Source organism: Campylobacter concisus (genome assembly GCF_003049735.1).
GTDB classification, from domain to species: Bacteria; Campylobacterota; Campylobacteria; order Campylobacterales; family Campylobacteraceae; genus Campylobacter_A; species Campylobacter_A concisus_AN.
In genome coordinates this window covers 1-24,073 of record NZ_PIRM01000006.1, presented here as the reverse complement: position 1 = coordinate 24,073, position 24,073 = coordinate 1, and the positions used below count along the sequence as shown (strand labels likewise).

Annotated in this window: 17 protein-coding genes; 5 read left to right on the top strand and 12 right to left on the bottom strand. The window is 35.9% G+C overall.

Annotated features, from left to right (window positions below):
• Positions 1-272 precede the first annotated feature (272 nt).
• The 6 genes from CVS97_RS08615 to CVS97_RS08585 all read right to left on the bottom strand — a co-directional run bounded on the left by CVS97_RS08615 (position 273) and on the right by CVS97_RS08585 (position 6,237).
• On the bottom strand, positions 273-1,664 hold the full coding sequence (locus tag CVS97_RS08615) for a hypothetical protein (protein WP_107785779.1): 1,392 nt from the start codon (positions 1,662-1,664) through the stop codon (positions 273-275).
• A gap of 53 nt (positions 1,665-1,717) precedes the next feature.
• A complete protein-coding gene (locus CVS97_RS08610) occupies positions 1,718-2,209 on the bottom strand; it encodes a hypothetical protein (RefSeq protein ID WP_107785778.1) in 492 nt (163 codons plus the stop codon).
• A gap of 247 nt (positions 2,210-2,456) precedes the next feature.
• Positions 2,457-4,907: an aminotransferase gene (locus CVS97_RS08605; protein WP_107785777.1), complete on the bottom strand. Its 2,451-nt coding sequence runs from the start codon at positions 4,905-4,907 to the stop codon at positions 2,457-2,459.
• Positions 4,897-5,259, bottom strand: a complete 363-nt coding sequence (gene mobC / locus CVS97_RS08600) for a plasmid mobilization relaxosome protein MobC (protein WP_107785776.1) — start codon at positions 5,257-5,259, stop codon at positions 4,897-4,899. Before mobC ends, CVS97_RS08605 begins: the two co-directional genes overlap by 11 nt.
• Positions 5,260-5,411: 152 nt before the next feature.
• Positions 5,412-5,957 (bottom strand): hypothetical protein, encoded by a 546-nt coding sequence (locus CVS97_RS08590; RefSeq protein WP_107785774.1) that lies wholly within the window; start codon positions 5,955-5,957, stop codon positions 5,412-5,414.
• The gene (locus CVS97_RS08585) at positions 5,935-6,237 is read right to left on the bottom strand and encodes a hypothetical protein (RefSeq protein ID WP_107785773.1); all 303 of its coding nucleotides are present in this window, start codon (positions 6,235-6,237) and stop codon (positions 5,935-5,937) included. Before CVS97_RS08585 ends, CVS97_RS08590 begins: the two co-directional genes overlap by 23 nt.
• Before the next feature lie 1,166 nt (positions 6,238-7,403).
• Here CVS97_RS08585 and CVS97_RS08575 point away from each other — a divergent pair.
• A complete protein-coding gene (locus CVS97_RS08575) occupies positions 7,404-9,338 on the top strand; it encodes a site-specific integrase (protein WP_234401442.1) in 1,935 nt (644 codons plus the stop codon).
• 73 nt (positions 9,339-9,411) lie between these two features.
• Here the strand turns inward: CVS97_RS08575 and CVS97_RS08570 are convergent, their stop codons facing one another.
• Together CVS97_RS08570 and CVS97_RS08565 are read right to left on the bottom strand one after the other, a co-directional pair.
• Positions 9,412-10,776: a thioredoxin reductase gene (locus CVS97_RS08570; RefSeq protein ID WP_107785772.1), complete on the bottom strand. Its 1,365-nt coding sequence runs from the start codon at positions 10,774-10,776 to the stop codon at positions 9,412-9,414.
• A gap of 3 nt (positions 10,777-10,779) precedes the next feature.
• Positions 10,780-14,574: a hypothetical protein gene (locus tag CVS97_RS08565; RefSeq protein ID WP_107785771.1), complete on the bottom strand. Its 3,795-nt coding sequence runs from the start codon at positions 14,572-14,574 to the stop codon at positions 10,780-10,782.
• A gap of 202 nt (positions 14,575-14,776) precedes the next feature.
• Here CVS97_RS08565 and CVS97_RS08560 point away from each other — a divergent pair, with 202 nt between their 5' ends.
• Complete coding sequence (locus CVS97_RS08560) at positions 14,777-15,040, top strand: type II toxin-antitoxin system prevent-host-death family antitoxin (protein ID WP_021086499.1); 264 nt, start codon at positions 14,777-14,779, stop codon at positions 15,038-15,040.
• Positions 15,033-15,335, top strand: a complete 303-nt coding sequence (locus CVS97_RS08555) for a type II toxin-antitoxin system RelE/ParE family toxin (RefSeq protein ID WP_103597293.1) — start codon at positions 15,033-15,035, stop codon at positions 15,333-15,335. The genes CVS97_RS08560 and CVS97_RS08555 overlap by 8 nt, the downstream gene beginning before the upstream one ends.
• 901 nt (positions 15,336-16,236) lie before the next feature.
• On the opposite strand, the gene CVS97_RS08550 is transcribed toward CVS97_RS08555, so the two are convergent.
• The 4 genes from CVS97_RS08550 to CVS97_RS08535 all read right to left on the bottom strand — a co-directional run bounded on the left by CVS97_RS08550 (position 16,237) and on the right by CVS97_RS08535 (position 21,650).
• Complete coding sequence (locus tag CVS97_RS08550) at positions 16,237-17,652, bottom strand: hypothetical protein (protein WP_103597294.1); 1,416 nt, start codon at positions 17,650-17,652, stop codon at positions 16,237-16,239.
• 270 nt (positions 17,653-17,922) lie between these two features.
• Complete coding sequence (locus CVS97_RS08545) at positions 17,923-18,450, bottom strand: cytochrome c3 family protein (RefSeq protein WP_107785770.1); 528 nt, start codon at positions 18,448-18,450, stop codon at positions 17,923-17,925.
• A complete protein-coding gene (locus CVS97_RS08540) occupies positions 18,447-20,204 on the bottom strand; it encodes an FAD-dependent oxidoreductase (RefSeq protein ID WP_107785769.1) in 1,758 nt (585 codons plus the stop codon). Before CVS97_RS08540 ends, CVS97_RS08545 begins: the two co-directional genes overlap by 4 nt.
• 21 nt (positions 20,205-20,225) lie before the next feature.
• Positions 20,226-21,650 (bottom strand): metalloid reductase RarA, encoded by a 1,425-nt coding sequence (locus tag CVS97_RS08535; RefSeq protein ID WP_107785768.1) that lies wholly within the window; start codon positions 21,648-21,650, stop codon positions 20,226-20,228.
• Between the two features lie 307 nt (positions 21,651-21,957).
• On the opposite strand from CVS97_RS08535, the gene CVS97_RS08530 reads away from it, so the two are divergent.
• Both CVS97_RS08530 and CVS97_RS08525 read left to right on the top strand, forming a co-directional pair.
• Positions 21,958-22,629: a response regulator transcription factor gene (locus CVS97_RS08530; protein ID WP_219809271.1), complete on the top strand. Its 672-nt coding sequence runs from the start codon at positions 21,958-21,960 to the stop codon at positions 22,627-22,629.
• A complete protein-coding gene (locus tag CVS97_RS08525; RefSeq protein WP_107785767.1) occupies positions 22,622-23,896 on the top strand; it encodes an ArsS family sensor histidine kinase in 1,275 nt (424 codons plus the stop codon). Before CVS97_RS08530 ends, CVS97_RS08525 begins: the two co-directional genes overlap by 8 nt.
• The last annotated feature ends 177 nt before the right edge of the window (positions 23,897-24,073 follow it).

Genomic DNA, 24,073 nt, shown 5'->3' with positions numbered 1-24,073 from the left:
TACATAGTTGAATATACTATTTTTACAACGCTTTTAGGATACCTAGTTTAACATCAAAAGCCAATTTAGCTAAAACTATAATATCAGTAGAGCAGATTGTCTTGAGTTTGAGGGTTATTTTCTTTCGATCTTGTTAATATGTATATTTAATGTACCTTTACTTCAATCGTAACCACTAATAGACAATGTATAACGAACTTCTTGATAGTGCTTATACATAAAGCTATCTCCATCTCATAATCAAGCAACCTATCCTAGCTTTATATACAACCTTAAATATTTAAAAATTCGGCTCGGTTTTGTAGAACATCTAGTTTAGCTACCGTTGCTTCTATTTCATCGATTTGTTTTTTTTCTAGCTCGCTCCACAATTTTAAGTGTTTATCCAAAAGAGCCCATTTTAGAGCAAAGAATGTATTCCACACAAAGCCCATCCATGCTGCATAGTTTGCGTTTAAAATATCCTTCGTTACGTAAACCTTGCCTGCATTAACGCCCGCAAACGTGCCGTAGGCTAAGGCAAGTATCATTCGGAATTTAGGGTTTAAATTTAAAGGTAGCGTATCCATAAAAGCGTCCTGAAAGCTCGAATTATACACCTTCATTTGTTTAACGATATAAAATACCCTTAAAAGAACTTCCATGATAGCTACGGGTATGCTAGTAGCGACGAATTGCCTAAAATCGTAACCCTTTACGTACATATACTCTACAGTCTTGCCGACGTTTATGTTTCCGATATTAACGTTGTCAAACATTTGTAAAAGTCCCATAAAAGGCGCAGGCAGACCCATACCTCGATTACCCGCGGCGGAAGGCGCATTTACATCCGACAATAGATGTCCAAGCATTTTACTAAGATTGTCTAAAATACTACCTTTGACAGGTAAAACAGTCGTATCGTAAGAGGTTATCGCTCCTCCGCTTGCTATCGTAACCTTCCCTCTCATCATATCAAACACGCCGAAAAATAGCCCTAGAATAGGATCGTGAGATAGCTCCTTTAACCTATGATTATAGGGGTTTATTAGCTTTGGCGGCGCATTTAATATATTTATTATGGTAGATACATCCGCCGAGCCTATCTTATTAGCCTTTGATAGTTGCTCGCTTATTTCAGGCGTCAAAAACTTATTAAAGGCTTCTTGAACCCATCGGTTAAAAATACCGTCGACTTTTTCATCGTATGACGTAGTCGGAGACAGCGGAGCCGATACGCATAGGATGTCAAGCATAGATGCAAACAATCCGCAACTCCCGGCGATAGCGTAATCCCATAAGTCGAGACCATATTTTCGGTTAAAATCGGAAATATGCTTATCGATCAAATAGCTTACTTCTTTCTTGTCCTCGATACTTAAAATATCGTCTAGGGTTATATCCTCGCGGTATTTATCTCTAGCTTCGGCGTAAATTTCTTCGATACTAACTTCACGCAAGGCTGTCCTTTGAGTACTTTCTTGCAAAATCTGCTCTTTTAGGATTTTATGTTCGTCGCTTTGCGTTACGTCGCGACCCATTTTTTCTTGCGATATTTTTAACAGCCTAGCTTTTATTTCATCGATTGAGTTTTTTATTTCGACGTGGGATTCTTGAATTTCTTCAGAACCGTCTTGTAGTAGTTTAATCCCTTTAAATTCGTTTTCGTATTCGTTTTTTGGCATAAGCTTCCTTTTGCTTTGCTACGGGAAAGCCCTAGCACCCTAGGGCACAGCGTTTATAGATTGTATTCGATTTTGCCTTTTTTAGCGTTTCCATCGATGATGTCGAGAGTAGCCTTAATACCCGCTAGCTCTTCCTTGAAGTACTCTGCATTTTGCATAAGTCTCTCTTGAACGGAATATATCTTTTTAATAGCGGTAGCTACCGCGGCAGCTATTTTAGCATTTTTTCGTTTTTTTGCTACGGCATACGCTCCCACTCCGATAGCCGCGATGGGCATTGTCAAAACGCCGATACCAGCAACCATACCGCCTCCCACGATTGAGCCTGCGGCAGCTAACCCCGAAGTAATTCCGGCAGCCGAGTATCCGCTTACCGCACCTAATGCGCCTAGCGCGGCAAAAGAACCTGCGGCTCCTACTCCCGAACCGATAAGAGCCGACAGACCTTCGGTCATCGTAGGAGCGTCGTCGTTAAGCTTTTTTACGGCTTCTTGAACCTCTTTTTCCGCTCTTTCTTTTTCTTCTATAATTTCTTCTTGTGTCATTTCTAATCCTTTTTGCTTGAAAATAATTTCTTTAATTCGTTAATAATACCATAAAGGAATGACAGGTTATGTCACTTTTTAAATTTTTAAAATTACTTCTTTTAAATCATTTTTTATGTATTGTTTAAAGCACTTAAGATAATATACGCAATTTGAGCCAAAACAATTAATTATATAATTTAACAATATTATCCATTATTTAATCATATTGTACTTTATATTATGGATTTTCATTGTTTTATACCATCTACCTCCTCAAACTATCATATCCTGACTTTATATTCTGTTCTTTGGTCTCTATTATATTTGATGGTTGTTTTGTTTGCTCTATCCCAAAGTTACTATCAAGTCCTTGATCGTACAACTCTTGCTTTGTTATTTTTAGTGAGCCAAATGATATATGATCACAATTTAGATAGATATTATCTGTTTTATAACGCCCCTTTAGCTTATTAAAACCTTGCATATCTTGCCAATCTTTCATATAGGTTTTTATATTATAAATTAGGCCTTGATAGTTAACCTTAACTATATCTGGTAGGTATTTTTTAAAGTTTTCAGTTCTATTTATAAAAGCTAAATAGTATCTATTTATATCTAGATGTTCATCGATACCTTTTACGAATCCTTTATATTCATTTTGTTTAAGTCCTATCTTTTTAATGACATCATCATTAAAAAGCCCAGTTCTTATCTTTCCGGCTGCTTCATAAAATTTATCTCTAATGTAGATATATGGAGTATAGTGTCTATTTTGGCTAAAAGAATAGGCTGTGTTTTCTTCTGGCAAGTAAAGATATCTGCCACTCTTGCCAGAAAGTATTTGATAATCTTTATATTTTTTAACCATAGTGCTCTCATCAAAGTATTCTATTAGCTCTTTTATAGAAATCTTTGATGATATAGCTTGGTAGCTTGCTCTTTTAATATGCGAGTTGGTATCTTTTGGTTCATGTCTAAGCTCATATATTCTTAGATTTTGTAAAACTTCATATATGGCTTTAATATCCATATTATTAATATCTGTTTTTAAGCCAACATCTTCAATGGCTCTTTTATTATCAAAAGTTTTTCCACTAATGCTTATAACTTCAGATCCTGGCACTGGAGTGTAGTGAAATTTACTAGGATGTAGGCTCTGGTTATTTACTATGTTATATAGCCCAAGCTCTCTTGTTATCTCTTTTATGTATTCATCATATTCATTTAAGCTTGGAGCTCTTGTTGTGGGTATGATGAGTTTAAATTTCTCCACTTTTGTATCCGGTGCTTGATAGGTGGTTGGGTATATGAAGCCTTTTATCTCTTTGCTTTGCAGTAAATTTTGAGCATCATTTGCAGTAAATTTAGAGTTATCTATATCATATATAAGTGTAGGAGTTATGCCATCAATACTGCTATCTTCTTTGCCTTTATCTTTAAAACCTGCCACTGATATAGCTGAATAGTTTTTAAGTATTGATTTTAGATTGTATGGCTCTATTTGTATCGTTTCCCAGCTATTTAACACTTGAGTTTTTGGGTCTTTATTTGGCGTGCCAAAGTCACTACTTACACTTAATGTTATCTTTGGCTCATTTTTATTAGCTTGAAGCTCTATAAGCATTTGCTCTAGCTCATTAACTACGTAAAACAACGCTCCTTTTCTGCCATTGTAGACTATCTTACACATTAGATCAGTTAGATTATAAGTTCCATTAAAACCATCCACTCTTACTTTGTATTTGTCATTTACCATTTCAGGTTTTGCGGTGATGTTAAATTTTGCATTGATCATAGGCAAAAATTCCCTTATATCCACCGCATTAAGTCTCTTTGCTCTATCATAATAGTCTTTTTTGAAACTCTCATCTTCTTCTATCATTCTTAATAGATAATCAGCTGTAGAATTTCTAGCATCAGCTAGCAGCTCTTCAACACTTATATCCTGCTCTTTTGTATTAGCTTTTGGCTCGATCACTACATTTGTTTCTATCTTCATCTGTATATCTTTTTCTTTGCCTTTTTTAACCTTTTGTGCTGCACTTTTAAAGCTTTCATATTGTTTATTTAGTTGGTCTTCATCCATACCTAAAGGCTCTATATTATTTAGACCATACTTGTTAGATAAGATGTCATTAACCACTCTTTTAAATTTTTCTGCTGATTTAGCCATAACAGCTTTTACTTGTTGCTTGGCTGCACCTTTTGTATATATAACTCCACCGGTTTTTACACTATGGGTAAATTTCATATTTTCAAAAGAGACTATTAGATGAACATGAGGTTCTCTTTTTAGTGGTTCGCCATTTTTGTGTTTCTTGTTTAATGTTCTATTTTCTAGTGCCCCTTCTGGGCGAGGAATATATGGCTCTTCTTTTATTATAGGCAGATGAGCTTCAGCATAAAAAAGTAGCTCATCTATGTCGTGATTTGGGAAAGTGAGCCTGAGAAAGTCTATTATAAGCTCATCTATATTGCCACTTTCATATAGTTTGTTCCACTCCTCTGAAGTAAATGACAAGGATACATGATAGTAGTTATGTTTCTTATTCTTTTTCTTGCTCTGGTGCTTTTCAGACATCTCGATAAGATCTAAATTTCCAGCCAGTGGCAATCTATCATCTTTTTCATCTCTAGTTAGCTTTGAATCTCTTTTCTTGCCAGTTTTTAGATAATCAGCTATGCCTTTTTCTCCCTTTGAGATCTTAACTATCATAGCTACTCTTTATTAGGCTTAAAATTTCAGTTAGCACTGATTGAACTTTGTACAACTCTTCTTGTGTTTGCAGCATCGTTTTTAAATCTATATCGCTACTAGTCTTATAAGCTATATTTAGTCTCTTTGCTATTTGATTGATGTTATTAAAAGGTCTAGCAAAATATGTAATGATTGTTGGATATAGCTCTTTCTTTTTTATTGGTTCAGAGTTTGTAATTCCATTATCAATAAGATAGGAAATAATTTCTGATTTTGATATTTTTAGTTCTCTAGCTATATCAGATAATTTGCTATTTTGCTGAGAAGTGATCCTTGTGGAGAGTACCTTATCCTTGATATTTTTTGACATATGATATCCTTTCATAAAATGTGTTAGCGATAAGAAGCGTTTTAACGCTTCTTATATCTCGCATTGTGGCTCTCGGCAGAGCAAGATTATACAAGGTATGAAAACGAAGTGTCATACATTGTATGTGTCTTGCTATTAGAAAAATTTGCTTACTACTGAACATTACCATCACCATTTTTATTTAGCCATTTAGTAAAATCTTCACTAGCTTTTTGACCATCTTGGTTGTAAATATGGATAATAAAGCCTTGAAGATTAGACACATCATAAAGTGCTTTATCTAGCCTATTTTGTAGTGCAGATTTGGTTTCATTTGTCTTATGGCTATCATAAAACAAGTAGCCAAAAAAGAAGAGTGCTTCTATAAATAAAAAGGCAATTAATGTATATACTATCTTTTTCATCAAAGAGCTAAAAGATGAGTTAATTTCTAATATAGTTTTATCTGCACTTTTTAGAGTTTTTTGAAAGTTGTTTTGAATCTCTTTTGTTACATTTATAAGTTCAGCACCTACTTGCTCTATTAGATCTATTTTTTCTTTAAAATCTCCATTAAAACTATCCGCGGTTTTATTAAAAAGTTCAATATTATTTCTAATATTTTCACTAACCTTATTGCCCATTTCAATATGTTCTTGTAGAGCAATTACTGCGTTTGCCGCAACTGCTGTATCACTACTCTTGATTGTTAGTGCCATTGCTTAGCTCCTCATCTTCTTTTTTATCTTCTTTAATCTCAGGAATTTGATCTGCATCAGATGATTGATTTGTTATTTGTGCCTTATATTCTTTCTTCCATTTGAAAAACTCTTTATTTGATAGCTTTACGCTATAACGATTTTCGATTAGTAACTTGCATTCTTTGAGTGTTGCTTTTTCTGGGAACAAGACTTCAATACATACTTGTTTAATCTCCTCTTTTTTCTTATTCTTTCTAATGGTTTTTAAATCATTTAAAAGTGTATTTTTGCTTGCCATATTTTCCTCCTATGGCTTTTAAAATTTTACAAAGACAGCAATAGCCGTCTCACCAAATTGGCATACCTATAGTGCGCCCATTGCTTTAATATAGTAGTTGTTGATAAGGTTTTTATTTAAGTAGTTTAAAAGTAGAGAACGATTACAATAGGAGTGCTAACAACCTATCGCAGAAGCTCTCTTTTAAATACTTAAAATAGAGCTTCTACTTTTAACTGGCTTTAATCATCTTAACCTCCTTTGGTTAAAATATTTTATTTTTTAATTTGTGTGTATTATAAGATATTTTGATGTCTAAATTGTTTAAGCGGTCAATAATTGTTGATTTTTGTTTCAGAAGCACGATATACCAGGACTTTCCTGGCTTTATAGCATAAAAATACTTATAAATTACTTAATGCTCGTATTTATATGAGAAATCTAAACAAATATCTTAAAATTACAGACCAAAAGTGACTTTTTTTGAGTATAAAAAATAAAAATGTCTTATTAATAACATGCATATTTTTTAAAAAATAAATGAAAACTATTACATAATTATCAACTGCATTCTAGATAGCTCCTGAGCAACTTCTCAAATTTCACCCTTAGACACTCAAGCTCTTTTATCTTGATAAATGGGAGCCAATATTTGACCACGTGTAGGATCTCGTAATACTTATGTGGTCTATCTCTATTTTGTGTTTTATTGTTAGGAGATATGAATGAATCATAATCATCAAAAATATTTTTAGCCTATATTCAATAGCTACAAGCGCCATTTCTACTATACACCTATAATCATTTTATTTAAGTCATGATAAAAATTTAACCCAGTAGAGTGACAGATTATATCATAGTAGATGATTCGTTAAAAAATTTTACTTGTTTTTTAAAATTTTACAAAAAACGTGTTAAAATTACTGCGAGCTTAAAAATTTGCTACATAAAATTTTATTTTGCTACAAACATTAAGCTATATTTTATGAAAGGTGACTGCAATATAATATTGTAGGAATATCGAAGCTTAGGTATCTATGGTGTCACGGGGGAGACTTGAACTCCCGACCTCCGGCTTATGAGATAAATTTTTAAATATCGCTTAAAGCCCTGCTACATCGCCATTACAAACAACTTTTCTCAATAAGCACTAGCCAAGTGTCCCACTTTTGTTCCACTGCAAATCCATGGTACACCTAAAAAACCGCAATGGAATTTATTACTACCGAAGCGTCATCGCACCAAACGCAAGAAAAGTCTTAAAGTGCTCAAGAGAGCTATCTTTCTCCTTGGGGACTTGTTCCATATTAAAAGCCAGAAAATCTGCTAGAATTTATGATAGATATATCTATCTCATAACAAAGGCAGTTGATATGAAGCTAAATCAAGGAATTATAGATTCATTAGTTGATAGTTTTATGCAGGCAAAGGTGGATAATAGTATAAAAGAGCATTCACTTTATGATAAAAAGATAGATATTGACTTTGCAGATGCGCTAAATAAGCATTTTAAAGAGGCTTTAAAAGATAATACCTTCCCTGATTTACTTAATAAAAGTAATGAGACTTTAAATAGCATGGCTAAAATTTTATCTAATAGTCTAGATAAAGCCATAGATCAAGATGATAAAGCCAGCATAGCTCAAACCCTGCTTGAAAAACATATATTGTCCCTAAACTACCTAATATCAAAGCTCGATAAGAGCGCAAACCTTGTGTCTAAAAGACTTAAATTCTTAAGCAAACAAGATGAAAGTTATAAATTTGAGCCAACTGGTATAGATAGCTTCCAAGATAATATCAATGCTCTAGATGAAGCAAATGGGCTACCTCTTAAAAAAGAAGATATCAAAAGTCTAGCTAAAAATTTCTCACATGCCATAATGGCAACTGCTGAGCAACAATACGGACTTAACACTCCTTTTAAGCTAGTAAAAACAAAAGGTGATGAGAGGAGTGCAGAGCAGATACTATCTGCCAATAGTCATCTAATAGGCAAACGCATAAAAGTTGGAGATAGTAGCTTTGCTGTGGGCAGCTTAAATGATGAGGCAGTCCAAGAATACGAGATAGTGCCATGTTCTCCTAGTCAAAGAAAGGTAGAGAGTAGAGAGATCATCACACTAAAAACAGCATTTGAAAATTTTACAGCTAATACTAGCGTGAGTCAAAAGTGGTCAAGTAGCACTATGGATCTGGTAAATATTGTAGGCAATATATTATTTAAATTTTTTCATCCGAACAAGGACATCACAACCATATCACGAGATGATCTACTTAAATTTAGAAATACTTTAGCCCTCATACCAACCAAGCTAAACCAAAAAGCCAAATATAAAGACAAAAGCCTAGAGCAGATAATACGCATAGGCAAAAATGATGCCAAACTATCACAAGTAACCATACAAAAATATATGATAAGAGTAGTGCAGTTCTTTAAGTATTGTTATAACAGCGACTACATAAGTAAGAGCATCATAAATGACCTAAACGTAAAAGTGGAGATAAACCCAATGGAGCGCAAGGTGCTACCTTATAGCAAGGAAGAGGCTAATGCTATCTTTAAAATAGTCCAAAATTTTAAAGAGACCAACAAGTCACCAAGCAATCGCATAAGCGCAAATGATCTATACTATATAACCATGATAGCAGCATATAGTGGCATGAGGATAAATGAGATAGTTCAGCTAAGAGCACGTGACATAGTGCAGCACAATAATGTGCTTTGCTTTAGTATAAATAGAGATGATGGCAAGAGCACCAAAAATATAAATTCCATAAGGCTCGTGCCAGTGCATAGCAAGCTAATAGAGCTTGGACTAATGGAGTTTGTAAAACAAAGAGCTAGTGCAAATAAAAGCATCTTCAAAGTAAGCAATAAAGACTTTTCAGAAATTTTTAGATCGCAAATACAACGAAAGCTAATAAGTAGCGACAAACAAAAGACTTTTTACTCGTTTAGGCACTATTTTATAGATACGCTTGTCCAACAAGAAGTAGAGCCAAATATCATAGCTCAAATAGTAGGGCATGAGAAGCAGTATAAAATTTTACTTGGAACATATGCTACAAATATAAATGCTAGTGTATTAAAAGCAAAAGTAGAAATGGTGTGCTATTAGATATTTTAGATGTATGGTTTATATGGATACATGCTTTCTTCTATAAACCATAATCTATTGCTTGATTTTAAATCTAATCCTTTATATTATGCTCTTTAGCATAGCTTAATATTTTTTGCCTAAGATCTTCAGGGAAGCTATCTCTATACATCGCTGGTGTTAAAGGGTTTAGCTTTTTATCTAATTTACCAGCCTCATATAGTCTTGTTAGCTCTTCTGGTGTGTTATAGTATGGTGCATTAGGATATCCCTCTGGTGGGGTTAGAGACATTATTTTAGCTTCCAGTAGGGTGGAGTCGATGTAGAGACTTAAATCGCGATCGTCCCATGTGTTTGGATAGCCAACTTCGTCAAACTTTTCCTTATAATCTTCTAATACTTTTTTTGAGTATTTTACAAATTCTTCCCTTGTAGTCTCGTTTGCGTCAAGGTCTCTAGGGTCTAATAATTTACCTTCATCTTCTACTAATTTTCTTAAATGTCTATGGATTGAGCCGTCTGGATTGTTAACAACCCCGCCCCTATTAAAATCCATCACGAAGTAGCTTCCTACTATCTCATCTAGATAAGGTATCATGCCATATTCATCTAGTGGGGGATTTTTAGCTAGTTTTCTAAATTCTTCTGCCATTTGTAAATTTTTGTTTAGACCTACTAAATAGGTAGAGTATTCAAATAAATCAGCTAATGCTTCTAGGGCTCCGTCTTGACCAAGCTGAGCTGATAAAAACATTGATTGATATGCTCTTGCTTTAAATCCTGCATAACCTAGTCCAACCCCTCCTACAAATCCTCCCATATCTCCCAATACTCCTGCACATATATTCCACTCTGCTGCAAATAGTTCTGATTTTAGAGTACCTTTGTGAGAATTTACTTCATCATAAATTTCAGCATACTCTGGCTTTGTTAGTTCGCCATTGCTATCCACTCTACCTATGGCATCATCTGGTATATCCATCATAGTGCATTTTAGATTGCTTCTTTTTACTAGATAGATATATCTATCTCTCTTATCTTTTAAACTTTCATAATAAGCTTTTTCTGTCTTAGTCCAAGGAGCTATCTTATTTGAGCTTGGTTTATAGCTAATATCTAGCCATGGTTTAAATGATAGATAGTCTGTTTGACCTAGAGAATTTGGTTTAGGGTTATAGTATAGTGGTTTATAGTTTTTGTATGGGGATGAGTCTAGGATGGAGCGGGCTTCTAGGACTAGTTTAGAGGCTTCTTTATTTGCAATCCTGCTTTTGGCATCTATTTTACTATCTGGCTTTGCCACTATTAAATTTGTATTTTTATCAAGCCAGACTTCCTTTTCATTGGGTGCTATGACTGTATATATATTGCTTTTATCCATTGTTTTTCCTTTATTTATAAATAATGCTGACGTTGCCGCTACTAAAATAGCTATGATGATAAATATGATCTTCTTCATCTCTTATCCTATATATAGACCATCTTCCATTACTATGGTGGTGGCTAGACGACCTACTAGGCGAGGGGGTATAGTGTGGTCACTATCAGCATTTGCCTTTTTACACCCCACATATATACCCTTTATGTTATTGTTACCTATAATATCAAGAGCTTCTACTAGATCTCTTGAGAGGTTGCGGTGAGTATTGCCATAGTTGGTGTTAAAAATTCCTAGTCTAAGCATATATATAATATTTGCAGCCTCTTGATAGGCATCTATCGGATATTTTGGTTTGCCTGCTGCTTTATTTGGCAATGCGCCATCCTTGTAATTATTGTATATCTCTTTCTCCTCTTTCACATCCAAATTTAACTTCCTTATCTCTACATCAGATTCAGTGTATCTACTTCTAGCATATTTAAAATATCTTGCATCTATCTCATTACCAGCTCCTCTTAGCTCATCTAAGCATAGATAAGCACTAAGGTTATTTAGTGCTAGTTTAGAAGCTAGGTTAAAAGATAGTTTGTTTTTCTTATGGTCTATGTCATAGTACATAAATGAGTTATAGTCTAGTCCTCCACTACTTATATTAGCTCCTAGAAATAGTCTATTTAAATTTAGACTTATATAGTTTTGATAGATCATTACTGGATAGTAGCAATATGTATTTGTACTATTTTTATCATAGGCTTCTTTTATGGACATAGGTTTATATGAGATATTATTTAGTGCGTAAGCTTCATTAAATTTATATGTATATCTTGTATGCATTATCTCTTTGTAGTTCTCTTCTAGTTTTTCGTATGAGGTTTTCCAGAGTTCTAATGCACCACTGACCATAGAAGCACCTATGCTCTTACCCAATGATCCTGCATAATCTTTTATTAGCCTCTTTATCTCTTGAAAATCTGTATAGCTAAATCTATGAGTATATCTCATAAAGGTATATGTTGTGATCTCTGTATAGGTTATACTTAGTTTATAATACTCCATTGCCATATGAAGCCTAAATGCATTCGAAGCTTGAATGATTAGATTAAGCTTTGAATGTTGTAAAACTACACTTGTAGTTCTTAGACTTGTTATTAGTAAGATATATCGATCTATCTCTTTAGTCTTTCTTGCACCAAGTAGGCTTTTTACTAAATTTAATACCCCAAGCTCATCAAGAAATGTTTCTCTTAGTGCCTTTGCATCTTTATTAAATATATAAGAGCCAAGTGATTCATATATCTTAGATATGCCATCTTCACCAACAAATTTTGAAAGTGGAAACACCTCTTCTATAGTAGTTTTTACTAATAATGAGGTTACCTCTTTATTTATATCTCTATCATTGCTATATGCTATATCTTTTAAGTTTATAGCCTCTTTTAGAGTGTTTTTATTCTTAGCAGCTATAGCCTCTTTTATAGTAGCTTCATCTTTTTTATAGTTTTCATCTATCTTATCAGCTTGTTCTATAAGAAGTTTCATTAGATCTTTTTGCAAAGGATCTTTGATATCTGCATTTTTACCAACTTCATTTTCTGCTAAAAGCTCTTCAACGCTAACTATATCCTTGTTATTTACTCCATCCATATATTTAGAAATTTCTTCTATACATAGATACTCACCACTTTTTAGACCACTATTTTTTACTGAGTCTTTGTAGAAAAATAACTTTAAATCTCTATCAAAAACTCTTATTATAGAGTTTGAGTGTAGGGCTTTTATTTCATCATCTTCTATTACTATATATTCATCACCATCTTTAATGCTTTTCTTTATCATTTTTTTTGAATAGCTTTTAGTTATTATAAAGTAAGCTACGCCAAGAGATAGTGCCTCTATGAAAGAGTAGCGTTTTGGGAGGGTTTGTATTATACGTTGCATTTGTGATTGGTATTCATCTGCGGTTGATGAGCCATTTTTTATATCATCTATAAGTTGGCTTGAGATATTGCTATTGTTATATGCTTCAGCCTCTCTTCTGTTTAAGGCGTTTTCATTTACCTTATCAAATACTGCTTTAAAAGAGAGAGTTACCTTTTTCATATACTCTTCTTCGCTTTTTTTGATCTTCTCCATATCATTTGGTTGCTTAACATAAGCATTTACGTGAGAGAAATTTGTCTTAAATAACTCTTCGTATTTGGTGTAATTATCAAGATAGTTAGTATCATCTTGATAGGCGATCTCTTTAAATTCTTCCCTTTTTTGCTCTATGTTGTCTATATATTTTTTATCTATCCTTGCAAATGGAGATAAATTTAAGACAAGAGTTGATTTATTGTTTTCTTTATTGATATTTATGCTGTACTGGCTGTAATCCTTAATAGGACTTAGGGTTTTTATGTCAGTAAATTTTTGTTTTACTAGGTTGGATTTGTTGGGTCTATTTAGCCCGTCTTCTATCACTTGATCTAGGCATTTACTTATTACTTCTTCTCTTAGCCCTGCACTTGATCTAAAAGGAGAATTTGAAAGAACGATATAGTTTTTATTTAAATTAGAAAAGTCCTTGCTATTCATCTCGTCGTTTGTAGATTTGCCGTTTTTGTTAGACTTATCTGATATTAGATTGGCTAGTTTTACGGAATTAAAATTTGAAGCGCAGATGAAATTTAGGTTTGCATTTAGTCCTTTTATTTGATCCTTTAGTCTTTTAAAGAGCGTATCATCACTAGAGCCAAAGCCTAAGTTTTTATTTACTATATCATAAGAGCAAACGTCCTTAGTGTGATCAAATACCGACAGATCATCCAAATGACCAAACACACTATATCCCTCATCTGCATTGCAATTAACCTCATTTAGGTTATTGTCGTCTCTAAAGTAGATATAGTCTAAATTTAGATGGGTAAAGTCTATAAAAAAGCCAGAATTAGAGGATTTATCTTGCTTAAATACTAATACATTGCAGCTTGAGTTTATATTTAGGGTATTTATAATAGAAGCAAATCTAGATGTGAAAAAACTAAGGATAGGTAAGGTTACGCCATAAAGAGATCTATTACTTTGATGCTCAACCATCTTGTAGGTTAATTTACTAAGCTCATAGAATAAAAAGCATCCGTTTGCCTTTTTAAGCGCTGCCTTTGGATCACTTAGATCAACTATGCTTAGTATAAAAAGAAATATTTGCTTTAGCAAAAACTCTCCGCTTTCTTTATTTAACTCGCTTAAATTCTTATCTAACTCTCTAAAACACTCTTCAATACTTTTTTCAAATTTAGCTCCATCTAGTCCCTCGCTAGATATCAAAGAGCTAGCATCACTTAGTAGATCATTTTTTAAGGTATTTAGGCACTCTTTTACAATATCTTTGGCGTCGTCGTAGTTGGATACTACGGTCTCAAACATATCATAAAAGCTTATAGCTTCTGTCTTTGTTTCACCCATGCTTTTTAGCAAATTTCTCTCATGCTCATCCTGAGCAGCTTCAAGTTCAGCTTCATATCTTGCTTTGCTTTTTATGGGGCTTATCTTCTCTTTTAAATTTGCAAAAAACTTGTCAACTGCACTCTTTTTATGGACAATCTTTACTGGTATATCTCTATATTCAAATTCTCTTATTCTATTTAGTTTGCTATCAGTAAAGCTCTCTTTATCTATATAAAAGTCAGATACGATCGACACATCTTTTTTATCTCTCTTCTTAGAAAATATTAGATTAGATATGATCTCATTAGCTATGCCGTTAGAGTACGATGTGAGTGAATTCAAACTAGATGTATAAAGAGTTACGCATTTCGCATCAGCCATATACTCTTTTATCTTTTTTAATGTCTCTTCGCAAGAGTAGGTTATATTTATTTCGTTGTTTTGCATATTAAGCCACCACTACTGTTTTAGATATTTTATTGTGATTGTATTTATAATATTATTAATTTATTATGGGATAAAGGAAGGTAGGAAATGTTTGATACTTGGGCTTATATTTTTTAGCTTGCCAAGTTAGTTAGATAAAGCCATCTAAATTACTAACACAATTATGCTATAATCATGTCATATTATTAAAAGGAAATAACATATGCCTCAAATAGTACCTATAAAAGAGCTTAGAAACACAAATGAAATTTCACAGCTATGCAATAGCAAGGATGAACCAATATTTGTAACTAAAAATGGTTATGGAGACTTGGTTGTGATGAGCATAAAGACATACGATAAGCTAGTAGCCACAGCCGATATAGATAGCGCCATCGCATCATCTGAAGCTAAGATAACAGCAGATACAAAGATGCTAGAAGCAAAAGACGTTTTTGCTAGTTTAAAAGATAAGTATCTTGAGTAAGTATAAAGTTCTGATCTCACCACAAGCTTATGAAGAGCTTGAAGCGATTTATAAATATATCGCACTATCTTTGCTCTCGTCAGGTGCTGCAAACTCTACGCTAGAGGCTATCAAAAATGCTATTCTTAGCCTAGATGAGATACCAAATCGTGGTGCTATTAGAAAAGTTGGCAGATATGCCAATATGGGCTATAGACAGCTATTTGTTAAAAACTATACAGTGATTTATAGGGTCAATGAAAAAAATAAGGCCGTTATAATCATCACTATTAGATATACGCCAAGCGCTTTTTAGACATACAACTTCAATAATATCTTTCTAAAAATAAATATCCACCTATCCTAATACTCTCTCATCTGCGAAAATATACATAACATCACATACTATACGTTACGTCACCTACTGCATGTTACATCATGTACTATACATTACATCAAGTGCTGCATGTGACATCACATACTGAATGTTACATCATGTACTGCACATTACATCACATGCAGTATGTTACATTATGAATTTATTTGTTATAATCCAAGAAAATTTAATGCCAGTTTCTAGTATATTTATCAACATTTTTAGTATGTTGATAAACTTACTTAGCAAGCTCGGTCCGAGCTTGCTGTAAGGTCTTAGCCAGACGGGCAAAATTTTTATTTACAAAGATACAACCTAAACAAAACTTTATCCATTAAAAATGACATTTGCCGATAAAAGGTCTAAGTTTTTGCTTAAGATAAATATTACTTTAATACATGCAAAAACCTCTCTCAAAATTTTACTCATAAAATTTCTTTCTCCCAAAATAACAATCCATACCCATAAAATGCTAAAATAGCAAGCAAAATATAAATGGCTAAATTTACAAATGCTAGAGAGCGACCTTTGAGAGTTGGCGGAGTTTTTGCGCCCAGGGTCAAACCTCACATCGTATCAATACTACGTGCCAATGCTTGGTCTTATCTTTTTGCGATACGCTCTGGGGCGAGCTACCTGAGTGTTATGATGATATAAGTATCTCGGCGTGCAGATAGAAAATTTATGAGTATGTCTATATGAGATATAGGAGTGTTGCGTAGGATATACCGCAAGTTTGTAAGCAAGCCAGTGTAAATTTACTTGGTAAAATTTACACGGCTAGCTTACTTTGGTGGCTTAAATTTATAGATTACGCATTGTAAATTTTAAAGAATGCTTACTACCCCATCTCCATCAATGCATCATCTTTTGTAAATTTACCACTCAACTCTGGCATCTCATTTACTATTATCTCTTTTAGCTCAGGATCGGTGCTTGCTATTTCAAGTAAAAGACCTAAGCTTTTGTCATTAAAGTCTCTTAGCCTGATATTTTCTTTTTGCAAGCTTTTGCTTTTACGTGCTAGAGATTGATTTTCTCTATTCTTACTCTCTATCAATGCATTTTGTTCATCTATCTTTGTTTGCTGATTAGTATGTGCTTTTACTCTATTTTTAAGAAGCATTATCTCTTTGTCTTGCTCAGCTTGAATCTCTTTTAAATCATCTAGCTCTTTTTCTAGCTGCTCTTTTTCTTTTAAGACTTCTAAGCTTTTCTTTTTATCTTCCTCTATGATCTTGTTTTGTTCTGTTACTTGCCCATCAAGAAGTTCTACCTTTTCTTTTAGCTGCTCATCAGATGTGATGGTTATGCTTTCTTGCATTTGTTCAAAAACAGAATTTCTAAGACCTACTATTAAAGCTCTTTTTTCATTTGGCTCTAACCTAAAGTACTCGTCGCCCAACAAAGGCTCTTTCTTTTGCATATACTTATTTGCTTCCGCTTCTATAAGCTTTTGAATTTTCTCTTTTAGCTCTTGCTCGCTCTTATATTCACTTGCTATTTGGTGCATTTGGGTTAAATTCTTGTGTCTATTTTTACTTGACTTACCACGAAGTACCTGACCTTCAAATGCCTCTGCTCCCATATCTTGTAGCTCTTTACCAAATTTTGCTGTTTTTGACCTGCCACTAAATCTCAAATTTGCATGCTTCTCAAAGTTGTAGTTTGTAAAGATGATGTGATAGTGCTTGGTCTTTTCGTCATTATGCTCAGCCACAAGCAGACACTTTGCGCCATACTTCGCGCAGTATGCATTTACAAATCTCATTACTCTATCCATGCATATGTTTTCATTTATAAATTTTGACTCTTCGTCGTTTAGCCCTTCTTTTGGCTCCTTTTCTCTGTCTGTACCAAATGTGATGATGACTTCACAAAAACTAGCCATATCTTTGCGCCAAGCTCTACGTATAACTATATCTTTACCTTGTCGTTTTTGTGTGTAGGATTGCTTGCCATAGTCTTCTTTAAAGCTATCCTGAAAGCCTTTAAGTAAATTCTTTACAAAAGCCATATTATGCAGCTCATCATCTTTGCCGTTAGCATCTCTCATATTGCCATTGCCATTAAACTCGCTTAGGAGCTTGTAGCGATTAATAGTGGCTGGGGTTTTGTTAAGATACTTTATATGCTCAGTCTGATTTTTCTCACGGCACGCATGTGCAAATCTACCTATGGCTCTACCATATGTTAAAAAACCTGACCTCACATTTATGACTAGGCTGTGATCATTTACTATATATGCATTAGCCATGGTAAATCACCTCACCATTTGAACTTTCTCTCGTGCTAGCAGTGCTAGTTACTATTAATGAAAATTTTTTCATTTTCTTCCTTTTTAAAATGTCTTTATAGTAATTACACCAATTTTGGAAAAAATCTGCGCTAGAAATGCAAATTTTCGTAAAAAGTTTATTTTTTAGAAAGAAAAGTTAAAAATATTAAAATGATAGAGGTTAAAATTGCGTATTTAAAGGAGTTTTAGATAAAAAGATTATCCGCCCCAGATGAGGCGGATGAGAGATTATTTTTTAGTAGGAGGATACATCTTCCAGCTGCTATCTACCTTCCAGTCTATTGGGTGGCAAGACATACAAGTATTTAGCTTTTGCGGATGATGCACGGCATGGCATGACTGACACTGAAGCATCTCATTGTCTTTATTGTGAGTGCCTTCATGTGGGTTAGATAGGCCGTAGTGTGCGGTCTTTTTCCTGATATCAGCTATCTTGTGACAGCTGGTGCACTGCTCGTTAGTAAAGCCTCTTTGTTTTGTTGGTGTCTCAAAGTCGCCAGTTGCATACATCCTGACCTCATTTAGCTGCTCACCTATAGTTGGAGTGTGGCAGTCGTGGCATGTTACATTTGCATCTTTATGCTTTTTAGCTAGCAAATTTCCTTTTGTATAAGAGTCGTATTCTGGTTGCATGTTGTGACACAAGATACAAAATTCAGCCTTGTGGCTAGCTGCTTCTATCTGATGAAAAGCTATAAAGCCCACGATAGCGGCTACTATTAGTCCTATTATCGTATATTTTTTTCTATTGCTCATGCTTGTACTCCTTTTGCGTTTGCCGCAGCCTGATAGCCTGCTAAGCGTCCGTAGCATAGGCATGTTCCGTGGCTAGTGCCGGCTAAAACTACTGGATAATCTCCCAAAAAGCGTCCGCCCATAACGTTACCGCAGGCGTAAAGTCCTGAAATTTCGTTATAGTCGGTATCTAGCACATTTGCAGTGCTTGGCTCTACGGTGAAGCCGCCCATGACGACCAGGCTCGCACCTACTCCCATTTTGCCAGCATAAAACGGCGCATGGCGGACTGGAAACATCCTCTTAGCGGTCTTGCCAAAGTCATCATCATGGCCTTTGTCGCATAGCTCGTTGTATCGTTTTATGGTCGCCAAAAACTGTGTTTGCGCCTTTTTGTTATCAGGGTAGAGCTTACTAGCAAGCTCTTCAATGGTGTTTGCTTTTATGACATCAGGCATCTCTTCAATATCTTTTACCGATATATATGATGTTTTGCCTATCGCCCACTGGCAGTCAGGTGGAAGCTTTGGATTATCTTCTACACAGTGGTTTACGCTGCCGTGTGATACGCCCATGAGGCCGACTTGCTCTGGAAATTTAGAGTCAAATACTTGCCAGCCAAAGCCTCCTGGTTGGCGAGAGAGCGGCTGAGTGACTTGCTGACCGCTTAGATCTTCATTTGTAAAGCGCTCTCCCTTTGCATTTGTTAGTAAAAACGCATCAACGCCAAGCGGTCCGCCAAGCGTGTGAGCGACTGGTGCGTGCGGTCCGTCTTCTAGCTTTGCACCTATCCATGAGCCAAGTTTGTGTCCGTCTCCCGTGTTGGTCGGATTGTTTTTGTAGTCTCTGTTTGGAAACGGACAGAAGAAATTTGCCACCCACGGCACAAATGTCTTTACCATCTCAGGGTCATTCATATAATCGCCCGTAGCAAGTATCACCGACTTAGCATTTATCTTGATATATGAGCCATCAGCCATATTTTGCGCGATCGCTCCTTGCATTTTGCCAGTCGTTTTGTCGCGAAGTAGCTTTTTTGCACGAGTTTTAAAGATATACTTTGCACCTTGTTTTATAGACTTTTCATAAACTAGCTCCATCATCGGCTCTTGGCTAGGTAAAAAGGACATAACAGTTGGATAGCTTGGGCTGTTTTCCTTACTTGGGTCGTATCCGGCCGGGAGTGGATAGTGCATAACCATCAAATTTATCTTACTTCTATCAAGCTGCGTATCGGTCTCTTTCATAAAATGCACCGCAGGAGCAAGCTCTATCATCCAGTCAAAGTCCTCGCCGCTGTGATCCGCCCAGTAGTTCCAAACGCGCTGATCGGCGCGGTAGCCCATCTGTTTTAAGTGCTCATTTATGGCCGCATTCTTGTCATATTTGATACCAAGCTCTCTTTGAAATTTATTGCCTAGAGTGCCGTACTGACCGCTTCTAACCTGAAAGCGACCGGCTTTTTCTAGGACGATAACCCTTGCGCCTTTTTCGCTAGCAGCGCGCGCAGCGTGAAGCCCTGAAACGCCAGCACCGATGATAAGCACATCGGTTTCAAGCGTCTCTTTTATATCTTTGTCTGAAATTTCAGGCTCGACACCTAGCCATTTTGGCACATCAGGTGCTTTTGTGGTCTCCTTTTCTGGGTGGATGAGGTGGTTATTTGGGTTATCACAGCCTGTTAGCAGCGCTGATCCTGCTGCAACTGAGCCAAGTGTGAGTGCGCCACTACGTTTTAAAAACGAGCGACGTGATAGTTCGTTATTTTCTACCATTTTATACTCCTTGTTTCAAATTTATTTCAATATATCAAAGTCATAAGAGGCTCTTAACCAAAGTTCTTCATCTCTTGTCTTGCCGTTAGAGCTGCCGTTTGTATATTTTAGCTTTCTATCTAATGTTTCATAGATAGCTGATAGTTTTAGACCCTTAACCGCAGGGACTTTGTAAGTTACTTGCACACCCCAGCCCTTTACGTCGATTCTAGTTCCTGGTGCTTGACCATGAAGGCCGCCTGAGCGAACGTTGCTACCATTGTGCTGTTTGCCATACCAGTAGTCAGCATCCACTCTAAGACCCTCGGCGCCTACATTGCTAAGGTCGTAGCCTGCGCTAAATTTATGTAAATTCATACCAGCAAAATTCATAAATAAAAACGGACCATAGATCGGAGTGGCCGTAAATGAGCCAACGTCGTTTCCTATACCTTGAAGCGACATCTGGTTTTTGCTAACGGTTGAGTATGCGTATCTAAAATCAGCGCCATAAGCGTTGTAAAGTCCTATCATGCCTGCATAGTAATCGCCGTTAAAGTCGAAATTCTCTTTTAAAGTGCCGTTTGTTCTTGAGCCTTTATACATAAAGTCTATGCCAACGATTGCGTTTTCAAAAAGTGTAGGCGTTTTGTAGCCAGCAGCTGCGAAGTAGAAATTTATATCGCCTTTTGAGTTGGCTGCGTCGTCATACTCGATGCCTGAGACATTTGCGTAGCCAGCTGTGAGCGAGACGCCTGGGATGCCGCTATATGTTGCAAATGAGTTAAAGATGTTGTCAAATTTATAGCCGTAAGGCCCAAAGCCGCCGATGATAACTCTATCTTTAAACCTTGGCGCGCCGTGATCACCGCCTGTTACTGCGCTTGATCTACCTGCAAATTTCCAAAAGTCAGCTAGGCCGATAACGGTATTTATGCTATCAAGCTTTATCCTAGCGCTCACGCCCTCAAATGCCTCTTTGTAGCCCACGTCCGTGTTTGTAGCCACAAGCGGCGGCACTAGGCCTGTGTATTTTGAGTTGTAGTACTGACGGCCGAGTTTAAATTCGATGTAGTCATTTTCATATCCTAAGTAGGCCTCTGAAAGCGCTACGCCTTCGCTATTCCAGTCATAGGCAAAATACTCTTTTGCAGCCTTTGACGGAGCAAAATTTACTAAGCCCTGAGCCGTAAGACCAAGCTTAAAGCCATAGTAAGAGCCAGTTAAGAACCTAAGCTCAGCACCTAAACCACCGATGTGCTCGCGAATTTTATTTGTTCTGCTAGCTGGCGGGAAGTACTCTGTCGAGTCCATATCGTAGTATGAAAATAAGGTCGCACCCATAGTGCTTGCCTGCAAAGCCTCTTCCAAGCTCTCACTCGCACTTGTACAGGTCGCCATAGCCATAAGTGCAGCCAAACTAAGAGCAAATTTACTCTTGCTTGTAGTTAAAAAAGATGTTTTCACTCTAAACTCCTTAAATTTCTTTTTTAGGCATTTAACAATGCCGCCTTTTTAAGCTTGGCTTATCGCATCATCACTTGCGATCATGCCACGCTATGTAAAATTTACCTTTCAGTTTTTGCCATTTGGTGATATGTCTAGAATAACCACGCCCTTTTAAAACACAAAGCCACTGTGTTTTATGGCATCCCCCTTGGATTTATTAGTGAAATCATAACACGCAGGCTCACGAAAAACGGTAAGGTTTTGGTAACATTAACTAAAAAAATATTTTTAGTTTCAAAATTTAAAATTTGATATAATCACCACTATGATAGAAGTTTTACTTATAGAAGACGACCTTGAACTAGCCGAGCTTTTAAAATATGCACTTGCAAAAAGCGAGATAAGCGTAGCCATAGTCACAAACCCGCTTGAGGGACTTAGAATTTTAAATGAGAAAAATACCTTTGATGCATTGGTACTTGACCTTGGCTTGCCTGATATGGACGGCCTTGAGGTGTGCAAGCAGGTAAGGCATAGCTACCCGTCGCTACCTATCATCATCTCATCGGCTCGCAGCGAAACGCTAGATAAGATAAAGGGCTTTGAGCTTGGGGCGGACGACTACATGGCAAAGCCCTATGAGCCAATAGAGCTTGCATTTAGGCTAAGGGCGATACTTCGCCGAGGGATACAAGCCGGCAATGACTCCAAAACCTTTTGCGTAGATAAACAAAGACGCACCATATTAAAAAATGGAGAAGTCATAGCGCTTACAAAGGCAGAATTTGACATCTTTATCTACCTTTATGAAAAAGAGGGGATAGTCGTATCAAGAGAGGATATTTTGTTAAATTTAGGTCAGGCTAAATTTCAAAGCGGGCTAAAAAGTATCGACGTAGCCATAGGGCGCTTGCGCCAAAAGATAGGAGACGACCCTAAAAATCCACACTTCATCCACCCCGTGCGCGGTATAGGGTATAAATTTATCAATGCGTAATATATCTATCATAAAACTCATATCTTTTTTCTTTTTTGCCGCGCTCATTACGGTAAATTTGGCATTTTTTATCGAATCAAAAAAGCAGATTAGAGACGCAGAGTATCATACTTATGAGCGCTTTATGCTGGGTATGCGTATACGAGGACAAGTAGAAGGCAACGCGGCTAAACAACTAGCGCAAATAGGTCTTAAAAGTAGCGAGCTTGATCCTATTAAGATCAGGCAAGGCGGAGAGAAAATTTATAGCGACTCGTATGCTGATATGATAAGGTATAACAAAAAGTTTTATTTTGTGCCTAGATTTTCTTCTATCGATCCAAAAATGTTTTCACGCATTATGGATGCGGCAGGGCTTAATATATCAAGCAAAGATGACATAGCAAAAAACGATGTGCCTTTAGAAAATTTAGAAGAAATTTCTTCAAATGGCATTTGGGTGCTTTGGCTCGTAGTAAATATAGTAATGGTCGCATTTTTTATAGTCGTTTTGAAAAAACTGCTAAGGCTTAGAAATTTAAAAAATATGATAAGAAGAGCAGGCGAGGAGGATAAATTTAGGCTGATAAAAGTAGAGGCAAACGACGAAATAGGCCAAATCGCTGGCGAATTTAACACGACTATGCAAAAGATAGACGCCATAAAACAGGCTAGAGCGCTCTTTTTGCGTAATATCTTGCATGAATTTCGCAACCCGATAATGAAAGGGCGGATCATGGCGGATATGATCGCTGAAATTTTACAAGACGATAAGGCGGGAGACAGGTTAAAACAAATTTTTATAAGGCTAGAGATGATACTAGGCGAGGTTGTCAAGGTCGAAAAACTAGTATCGAGCGAGTGGGAGCTTAAAAAGAACAAACACCGAGTCATAGACATCGTAGATCACTCGGTAGATATGCTTTTGCTAAAAGATACAAGCCGCATAGATGTGCTAGCAGATGGTGAGATAAGCGCTGTTGAGGTTGATTTTGAGCTTTATGCGACCGGAGTTAAAAATTTGATCGATAATGCCTTAAAATACTCAAGCGACAAAGTCATCGTAAGGATAGATAAAAATGCTCTGTGCATCAGCAGCGTGGGAGACGAGCTTGAGCAAGAAAGACTTGAGTTTGATAGGGCGTTTAATAGAAGAGTAGAAACTTCAAATTCTGGACTTGGACTTGGACTTTACATAGCAAATCAAATTTTTAAAAAGCACGGCCATGCCCTAAAATACAAACACGAAGATGGTATAAATATTTTTATGATATGTTTTGGGGAGTGATTTAAATAAGAGTTGCTTTATAAGTCTCTTTAAGATATTTAGAATTTCATTGAGTAGATTTTAAGTCTTGACAAAAATATATGCAAAAATTTTAGAAAACTATTTTTATGGTATTAAAAGGGTGATGGCTTTATAATCATTGGAATTTTTAAGAGACTGTCCCACTTTTGTAACTAA

Coding starts and splice junctions, on each gene's coding strand:
- CVS97_RS08615 (WP_107785779.1), bottom strand. CDS start 1,664: ATGCCAAAAAACGAATACGAAAACGAATTTAAAGGGATTAAACTACTA.
- CVS97_RS08610 (WP_107785778.1), bottom strand. CDS start 2,209: ATGACACAAGAAGAAATTATAGAAGAAAAAGAAAGAGCGGAAAAAGAG.
- CVS97_RS08605 (WP_107785777.1), bottom strand. CDS start 4,907: ATGATAGTTAAGATCTCAAAGGGAGAAAAAGGCATAGCTGATTATCTA.
- mobC (WP_107785776.1), bottom strand. CDS start 5,259: ATGTCAAAAAATATCAAGGATAAGGTACTCTCCACAAGGATCACTTCT.
- CVS97_RS08590 (WP_107785774.1), bottom strand. CDS start 5,957: ATGGCACTAACAATCAAGAGTAGTGATACAGCAGTTGCGGCAAACGCA.
- CVS97_RS08585 (WP_107785773.1), bottom strand. CDS start 6,237: ATGGCAAGCAAAAATACACTTTTAAATGATTTAAAAACCATTAGAAAG.
- CVS97_RS08575 (WP_234401442.1), top strand. CDS start 7,404: ATGGTACACCTAAAAAACCGCAATGGAATTTATTACTACCGAAGCGTC.
- CVS97_RS08570 (WP_107785772.1), bottom strand. CDS start 10,776: ATGAAGAAGATCATATTTATCATCATAGCTATTTTAGTAGCGGCAACG.
- CVS97_RS08565 (WP_107785771.1), bottom strand. CDS start 14,574: ATGCAAAACAACGAAATAAATATAACCTACTCTTGCGAAGAGACATTA.
- CVS97_RS08560 (WP_021086499.1), top strand. CDS start 14,777: ATGCCTCAAATAGTACCTATAAAAGAGCTTAGAAACACAAATGAAATT.
- CVS97_RS08550 (WP_103597294.1), bottom strand. CDS start 17,652: ATGGCTAATGCATATATAGTAAATGATCACAGCCTAGTCATAAATGTG.
- CVS97_RS08545 (WP_107785770.1), bottom strand. CDS start 18,450: ATGAGCAATAGAAAAAAATATACGATAATAGGACTAATAGTAGCCGCT.
- CVS97_RS08540 (WP_107785769.1), bottom strand. CDS start 20,204: ATGGTAGAAAATAACGAACTATCACGTCGCTCGTTTTTAAAACGTAGT.
- CVS97_RS08530 (WP_219809271.1), top strand. CDS start 21,958: ATGATAGAAGTTTTACTTATAGAAGACGACCTTGAACTAGCCGAGCTT.
- CVS97_RS08525 (WP_107785767.1), top strand. CDS start 22,622: ATGCGTAATATATCTATCATAAAACTCATATCTTTTTTCTTTTTTGCC.